Below are 6,713 nucleotides of genomic sequence, written 5' to 3' on the forward strand. Positions count from 1 at the left end.
GACCCTAACCCCTATTTCTTGAGAAATTTATCCGGCGGGATCGTCACCGTCATTTCCCGCGGCTTTGGATTGACGAAGTTCGCTAGCGAGAAGATCACGCCATAGACGATGCCGGCGAGGATGGCGACGACCGTCAGGAAGCGGAACAGGCTCGGCATCGATGGGGGTCTCGGGCGCGCAAATTAACCAATGAAATCATCCAACATGTTCGCCGTTTCGTGGCAAGAGTCCTCTGGCGAGGGCCCCTTGGGGGTCGTATAGGTGGCCCGACATGCCGCCTTTGGCGGCAGATTGAGCGAGATCCAGAGCACGATCGATGTCCGACGCCGCCATGCCAGTGCCAAGCGCGCCCGAGCCCGACATCCTGTCGGCGCTTGCGGGCCGCTCGATCGTGCTGGTCGGCATGATGGGGGTCGGCAAATCCACCATCGGCCGCCGCATGGCGGCGCGGCTGCGGCTGCCCTTCGTGGACGCCGATACCGAGATCGAGGCCGCCGCCGGCATGACCATACCCGAGATTTTCGAGCGCCATGGCGAGCCGCATTTCCGCGACGGCGAGGCGCGGGTGATCGCGCGCCTCTTGGACGGCGGACCGCTGGTGCTCGCCACCGGCGGCGGCGCCTTCATGCGCGAGGAGACGCGGCGGCGCATCGCGGCGAAGGCGGTCTCGATCTGGCTCAAGGCCGACCCCGACGTGATCATGCGGCGGGTCCGGCGCCGGGCCGACCGCCCGCTGCTGCAGACTGCCGATCCCGAGGCGACCGTCACCCGTCTGCTCAGCGAGCGCGAGCCGATCTATGGCAGCGCCGACCTGACGATCGCCTCGCGCGACGTGCCCCATGACCGCATCGTCGACGAATGCATCGAGACGCTGCACGCCTGGCTCTGTGGTCCGCGCCCGATCCAGGCCGCCAACTGAGTGAACGCCGAGATGACCGCGCCGCTGAAACATTCCGATCCCATCGTCGTCGACGTCGCGCTGGAGAATCGCGCCTACGACATCGTCATCGGCCGCGATATTTTGCAGTCGCTCGGGGCGCGCATCGCGGCGCTGCGGCCCGGCGTGCGCACGGCGATCGTCACCGACCGCACCGTGGCAAAACATTGGCTCGCGCCGGCCGAGGCGTCGCTCGCGCAAGCCGGCATCCCGACCTCGCATGTCATCGTCGAGGAAGGCGAGATCTCGAAAACCTATGCCGGCCTCGAGAAGGTCAGCGAAGCCCTGATCGCGGCGAAGATCGAGCGCAACGATCTCGTGGTCGCGCTCGGCGGCGGCGTGGTCGGCGATCTCGCGGGCTTTGCGGCTGCGATCCTGCGCCGCGGTGTCGATTTCGTGCAGGTGCCGACCTCGCTGCTGGCGCAGGTCGATTCCTCCGTCGGCGGCAAGACCGGCATCAACTCGCCGCAGGGCAAGAATCTGCTCGGCGCCTTTCATCAACCCGTCTTGGTCATCGCCGACACCGCCGTGCTCGACACGCTGTCGCCGCGCCAGTTCCGTGCCGGCTATGCCGAGGTCGCAAAATACGGCGTGCTCGGCGACGAAGCTTTTTTCACCTGGCTCGAGAAGAACCATTCCGACATTTCCAGGGGCGGCTCCGCGCGCGAGCACGCCATCGCCACCTCCTGCCGCGCCAAGGCCGGCGTCGTCTCGCGCGACGAGCGCGAGACCGGCGAGCGCGCGCTGCTCAATCTCGGCCACACCTTTGGGCACGCGCTGGAAGCCGCGACCGGCTTTTCCGACCGCCTGTTCCATGGCGAGGGCGTGTCGATCGGCATGGTGCTGGCGGCGCAGTTCTCGGCCAAGCTCGGCATGATCGGCGCTGATGACGCAGCACGTGTCGAACGGCATCTGGTCGAGGCGGGCCTGCCGACGCGTTTGCAGGACATCGCCGGCTTCACGCAGGAGGGGCTTGCGGATGCGGACCGACTGATGGCGCTGATGGCGCAGGACAAGAAGGTCTCGCGCGGCAGGCTCACTTTCATCCTGCTGGAAGCCGTGGGGCGCGCCGTCATCGCCAAGGACGTCGAGCCCACGCCCGTGCGTGATTTCTTGAAGGACAAATTGGCCCTGAAAGCGTGATGGGCGGCTGAACCGCCAGAGCGTTTTCGAGCGAAGTGGGGACCGGTTCGCGTCAAGAAAACGCGTCAAGATTAGAAACTGGTTAGGTGCATGGACTGGCTCGGACTCTCCATCGTCGTCTTCTGCCTCGGGGTCTCGGCGTTCTTCGCCGCGAGCGAGACCGCGCTGACCGGCGCCTCGCGCGCCAGCATGCTGCGACTGTCCAAGCAGGGGAACCGCGACGCCGACGTCGTCTCCCAACTGCTCGACATGCGCGAGCGGCTGATCGGCGCGCTGCTGCTCGGCAACAACATCGCCAATATCGGCGCCTCGGCGCTGGCGACCAGCATCTTCACCTCCTGGTTCGGCGACGTCGGCGTGCTCTATGCCACCGGCGTGATGACCGCGCTCGTGGTCATCTTCGCCGAAGTCCTGCCCAAGACCATCGCGATCAACGCACCCGATCGCATGGCGCTCGCAGTGGCGCGCCCGATGCGGCTCACGATGTACGTGCTCGGGCCGCTGTTGCATGTGGTCGAAGTCGTCGTGCGGCTGTTGATGCGGCTGATCGGGTTTGCGGGCGAACACCAGGCGATCCTGTCGCCGACCGAGCGCCTGCGCGGCGCGGTCGACCTCTTGCACCATGAGGGCAAGGTCGAGAAGCACGACCGCGACATGCTCGGCGGTCTCCTGGATCTGCGCGAGCTCCAGGTCTCGGACGTGATGATCCATCGCACCGAGATGATGATGATCAACGCCGATCTGCCGCCGGAGGATCTGGTGCGCGAGGTGCTCGCCACCGAATACACCCGCATCCCGCTCTGGCGCGAAAAGCCTGAAAACATCATCGGCGTGCTGCACGCCAAGGATCTCCTGCGTGCGATCCGCGCCTCCGACGGCGACACCTCGCGCATCGACGTCTCGAATATCGCGCTGCCGCCCTGGTTCGTGCCTGAGATGCGGCCCGTCTCCGAGCAGTTGAAGGCGTTTCGCCGCCGCAAGACCCATTTTGCGCTCGTCGTCGACGAGTACGGCGAAGTTGAAGGTCTTGTGACGCTGGAAGACATTTTGGAAGAGATCGTCGGCGACATCTCCGACGAGCATGACGTTGTCGTCGCGGGCGTCCGCGCCCAGCCCGACGGCTCCGTCGTGGTCGACGGCTCCGTGCCGATCCGCGATCTCAATCGCGCCATGGACTGGAATCTGCCCGACGAAGAGGCAACCACGGTCGCGGGCCTCGTCATTCACGAGGCGCGCTCGATCCCCGACCGCGGCCAGAGCTTCACCTTCCACGGCTTCCGTTTCCGCGTCCTCCGCCGCGAACGCAACCGCATCACTGCGCTCCGTATTTCGCCGGTCCCGCGCGAGTCTGAGGTCGAGGAAGCCAAGCCGAGGCGGGCGGGGACGTCGTTTTGATTTCTTACCCTCCCCTGGAGGGGGAGGGTCGATCGCGCGCAGCGCGAGCGGGGTGGGGTGAAGGTCTCTCCGCATCGCGCACTGCCCGTGGTGAGAGATCACCCCACCCCGCTACGCATTGCGCTACGCTTCATGCGTAGCGACCCTCCCCCTCCAGGGGAGGGTAAGCAAGATCAACCTTCCCCCGGCGCCTGCGCGTGGATCGCCAAAGCGTGCACGCTGCCCAAGAGTTCCGCAGACAATGCCGCATTTATCAGGCGATGGCGCTCGAGGCGGCCCTTCCCTTTGAAGGCATCAGACACAATATAGACCCGAAAATGTGTCTCACCGCTCGGCCGGTGGCCGGCGTGGCCTTCATGCAAATGTGACTCGTCGATCACCCGCAGGCTTACGGGGGTGAAAGCTTCGCTCAACTTGTTGGTGATAGTGTCGCACATGGCCATATCACCCATTAATGTGCGCGTTCTCGTTTCGTCAATGCCCGACAGGCCGTCCTGGCGGCCAAACCAGAGAACCGCTTTCGTCCTAATCGCAATGTCAAGACTTGAAGGTTTTTGCATTGCGTAGTCAAAGTCAGTCATGCCGATCGATTCATCAAAATTCTTCGATTCCATCCGCGTGAAGCCGCGCGGCAAGCAGCCGGAAGCGAAACCGCGCGACACCGCGGTCAATTGCGAGTGGACGGGCTGCGCCAACAAGGGCGCGCACCGCGCGCCGAAGGGGCGTGAGAACCAGCGCGAGTACTGGCACTTCTGCCTCAATCACGTCCGCGAGTACAATCAGAACTACAATTTCTTCTCCGGCATGAACGCCGACGCCGTCGCGCGCTACCAGAAGGACGCGCTCACCGGCCATCGTCCGACCTGGAAGATGGGCGCCAATGGCGGCGTGAAGAAGGGCGCGGAAGCCGAGATCGACGGCGCCTTCGATCCGTTCAGCATGTTCGCGGAGCTCAACGGCCGCACCGGCTGGCGCAAGGGTCCGGAGGCACCGCCCAAGGCCGAGACGCGCAAGGTGATGAACGCCGAGCGCAAGGCGCTCCAGGTGATGGGCCTCGGCCCCAACGTCACGCTCACCGAGGTCAAGACCAAGTACAAGGCGCTCGTGAAGCAGCACCACCCCGACGCCAATGGCGGCGACCGCTCGACGGAAGACCGCCTGATCGAGATCATCAAGGCGTATAATTATCTGAAGACGGTGGTGCGCGAGGCGTGAGGCCTCGCGTCACAGCAGGTGCGTAGGTGCGTAGGGTGGGTTAGCTTTGCGGATGCGCGAAGCGCAGCCCGCAAGGCGTAACCCACCTCTTTATTAATCTCAGCAGTGACAGAAGTGGTGGGTTACGCCAGCGGACCGCGCTTCGCGCGGCCGCGTGCTAACCCACCCTACGAGATCCATCCCTCACTCCTTCGGCATCGCGCCCACATATGACGAGCTCGGCCGGATCAGCCGCCCCGTGCGCCGGTGCTCCATCGCGTGTGCGGTCCAGCCCGCGACGCGCGCCACCGCGAAGATCGGCGTAAAGGCCTGCCTCGGAATCGCCAGCGCATCGAGCAGGATCGCGGTGAAGAACTCGACATTGGTCTCGAGCGGCCGCTCCGGATTCTTCTTGCGCAGGGCGTCGCGAATGTAGGCCTCGACCTCGCCTGCGAAGGGCAGGTCGGCTCCGTTGGAGGCGAGCGCCTCGATCGCGGCCTTCAGCACGTCGGCGCGCGGATCGCGCACACGATAGACGCGGTGACCAAAGCCCATCATCCGTTCACCGCGCGCCAGCGCCGCATCCACCCACGGCTTGATGCGCTCGCGCGTGCCGATCGCGTCCAACATTTCCAGCACCGGCTCCGGCGCGCCGCCATGCAGCGGTCCCGTCAGCGCGCAATAGCCGGCGGTGACGGCGGCGAAGAGATCGGCGTGCGTGGACGCCACCACGCGCGTAGCAAACGTCGACGCATTCATGCCGTGGTCGCAGACGGTGACGAGATAGGCATCGAGCGCGGTGACCTCGCGCGATGCAGGGCTCCGACCGTGCAGCATGCGTAGCGTATCGGCGGCGTGGCTGACGCTCGGATCCGGCGTGACGGGGTCGAGGCCCTTGGCCTGGCGCACCAGCGCGCCCGCGATCACCGGGAACGCGCCGACGATGGTCGATTCGTGATCGAGCCCGTGCTCGGCGCGAAGGCCGGCGACCGCGGCACGAAATCCATCGACGATTCCCATGCCGCGCGTCGCCGGCAACAGATCGGGCAGCCGGGCAAAGGCGCGTTCGCGCGCAGCCCCGAGGCTCGCCCGCACATTGGCCTCGGTGAGCTTGCTGCCCATCGCGCCGTTCCAGAGCCGCGCGGTGACGCCCTCGAAACTCGATTTGGCGGCAAGCGTCCCGACATGCTCGCCGGCAATGATCAGTTCGCCGCGCTCGCCGTCGACATGGCTCAGCACGGTTTCAGCCGCGGGAACGCCGTCCAGCCCGATCTGGCTTTTGGTGAGGTGGATATTCATGGCCGTTCTCCTTTCGCAATGCGGGAAAGGTCGGGCCTCTCGACAGATTGATCAATCTTGATTACATAAATCAATATGAAAAATTCGGAAGGCCTCTATCTCTCCGCCCGGGAAGCCGCCGCCGAGCTCGCGATCTCGCCGGCGACCCTCTACGCCTATGTCAGCCGCGGCCTGATCCGCTCCGAGCCGACGGAGGATTCGCGCAAGAATCGCTACCGCGCCGAGGACGTCCGCAACCTGAAGGACCGCCGCGCCCCGTCGCCGGAGCCGCGCGGCCTGCGCAGCTTTGATGCCGACCTGCCCGTCATGGACACGGAGATCGCAACCATCACCGAGGACGGTCCGATCTATCGTGGCGTGAACTGCGTCGACCTGTCGGAACGAGACACGCTGGAGCATACGGCGACGCTGCTCTGGGACATCTCCGGCGTCGATCCCTTCGCGCCGGACAATTGCCCCGCGGTCTCCGACGAGATGCGCATGATCGCGCAGGCCGCGCGCCGTGCCGCGCCGATCGATCGCGCCATCGCCGTGCTTGCGCTCGCATCGAGCGCCGATCCCCGCGCCTTCACCCGCGCGCCCGACGGCCGCGCGCTGGTTGGCGCGCGCATCGTCCGGCTGCTGGTTGCGACGATGCTCAACGCCGAGCCGTCGGCCGAGCCGCTGCATCAGCAGATCGCGAGCGCCTGGGCACCCGACAACAAGCACGCGGCCGATCTCGTCCGCCGCGCGCTGGTGCTGCTCG

7 protein-coding genes and 1 pseudogene are annotated in these 6,713 nt (G+C 65.8%); 5 read left to right on the plus strand and 3 right to left on the minus strand.

Translation table 11 applies throughout. From position 1 onward, the window contains the following. Window positions 1-11: 11 nt before the first annotated feature. A complete protein-coding gene (locus C2U70_RS05215) occupies window positions 12-158 on the minus strand; it encodes a histidine kinase (RefSeq protein WP_140976826.1) in 147 nt (48 codons plus the stop codon). A 158-nt stretch (window positions 159-316) separates the two neighbouring features. On the opposite strand from C2U70_RS05215, the gene C2U70_RS05220 reads away from it, so the two are divergent. The 3 genes from C2U70_RS05220 to C2U70_RS05230 all read left to right on the plus strand — a co-directional run bounded on the left by C2U70_RS05220 (window position 317) and on the right by C2U70_RS05230 (window position 3,475). Further along, entirely contained in the window at window positions 317-919 is a 603-nt protein-coding gene (locus C2U70_RS05220; protein WP_140976828.1) for a shikimate kinase, read from the plus strand. Window positions 920-931: 12 nt separating this feature from the next. Next, window positions 932-2,080, plus strand: coding sequence for a 3-dehydroquinate synthase (aroB, locus tag C2U70_RS05225; protein ID WP_140976830.1), 1,149 nt, complete (start codon window positions 932-934; stop codon window positions 2,078-2,080). Window positions 2,081-2,170: 90 nt separating this feature from the next. Beyond that, window positions 2,171-3,475 carry an HlyC/CorC family transporter gene (locus tag C2U70_RS05230; protein WP_140976831.1) on the plus strand — a complete coding sequence of 435 codons (1,305 nt, stop codon included), beginning with the start codon at window positions 2,171-2,173 and terminating at the stop codon, window positions 3,473-3,475. Window positions 3,476-3,648: 173 nt separating this feature from the next. Here the strand turns inward: C2U70_RS05230 and C2U70_RS05235 are convergent, their stop codons facing one another. Further along, entirely contained in the window at window positions 3,649-3,927 is a 279-nt protein-coding gene (locus C2U70_RS05235; RefSeq protein ID WP_433960663.1) for a BolA family protein, read from the minus strand. Window positions 3,928-4,054: 127 nt separating this feature from the next. Here C2U70_RS05235 and C2U70_RS05240 point away from each other — a divergent pair, with 127 nt between their 5' ends. Further along, complete coding sequence (locus C2U70_RS05240; RefSeq protein ID WP_140976833.1) at window positions 4,055-4,690, plus strand: J domain-containing protein; 636 nt, start codon at window positions 4,055-4,057, stop codon at window positions 4,688-4,690. 183 nt (window positions 4,691-4,873) lie between these two features. On the opposite strand, the gene C2U70_RS05245 is transcribed toward C2U70_RS05240, so the two are convergent. Continuing rightward, on the minus strand, window positions 4,874-5,968 hold the full coding sequence (locus tag C2U70_RS05245) for a citrate synthase/methylcitrate synthase (RefSeq protein ID WP_140976835.1): 1,095 nt from the start codon (window positions 5,966-5,968) through the stop codon (window positions 4,874-4,876). A gap of 75 nt (window positions 5,969-6,043) precedes the next feature. On the opposite strand from C2U70_RS05245, the pseudogene C2U70_RS05250 reads away from it, so the two are divergent. Continuing rightward, window positions 6,044-6,713, plus strand: a pseudogene (locus C2U70_RS05250) (citrate synthase); the annotation flags it as partial.

The organism is Bradyrhizobium guangdongense (assembly GCF_006483445.1).
GTDB classification, from domain to species: domain Bacteria; phylum Pseudomonadota; class Alphaproteobacteria; order Rhizobiales; family Xanthobacteraceae; genus Bradyrhizobium; species Bradyrhizobium guangdongense_A.

Coding starts and splice junctions, on each gene's coding strand:
- C2U70_RS05215 (WP_140976826.1), bottom strand. CDS start 158: ATGCCGAGCCTGTTCCGCTTCCTGACGGTCGTCGCCATCCTCGCCGGC.
- C2U70_RS05235 (WP_433960663.1), bottom strand. CDS start 3,927: ATGGGTGATATGGCCATGTGCGACACTATCACCAACAAGTTGAGCGAA.
- C2U70_RS05240 (WP_140976833.1), top strand. CDS start 4,055: ATGCCGATCGATTCATCAAAATTCTTCGATTCCATCCGCGTGAAGCCG.
- C2U70_RS05230 (WP_140976831.1), top strand. CDS start 2,171: ATGGACTGGCTCGGACTCTCCATCGTCGTCTTCTGCCTCGGGGTCTCG.
- C2U70_RS05245 (WP_140976835.1), bottom strand. CDS start 5,968: ATGAATATCCACCTCACCAAAAGCCAGATCGGGCTGGACGGCGTTCCC.
- aroB (WP_140976830.1), top strand. CDS start 932: ATGACCGCGCCGCTGAAACATTCCGATCCCATCGTCGTCGACGTCGCG.
- C2U70_RS05220 (WP_140976828.1), top strand. CDS start 317: ATGTCCGACGCCGCCATGCCAGTGCCAAGCGCGCCCGAGCCCGACATC.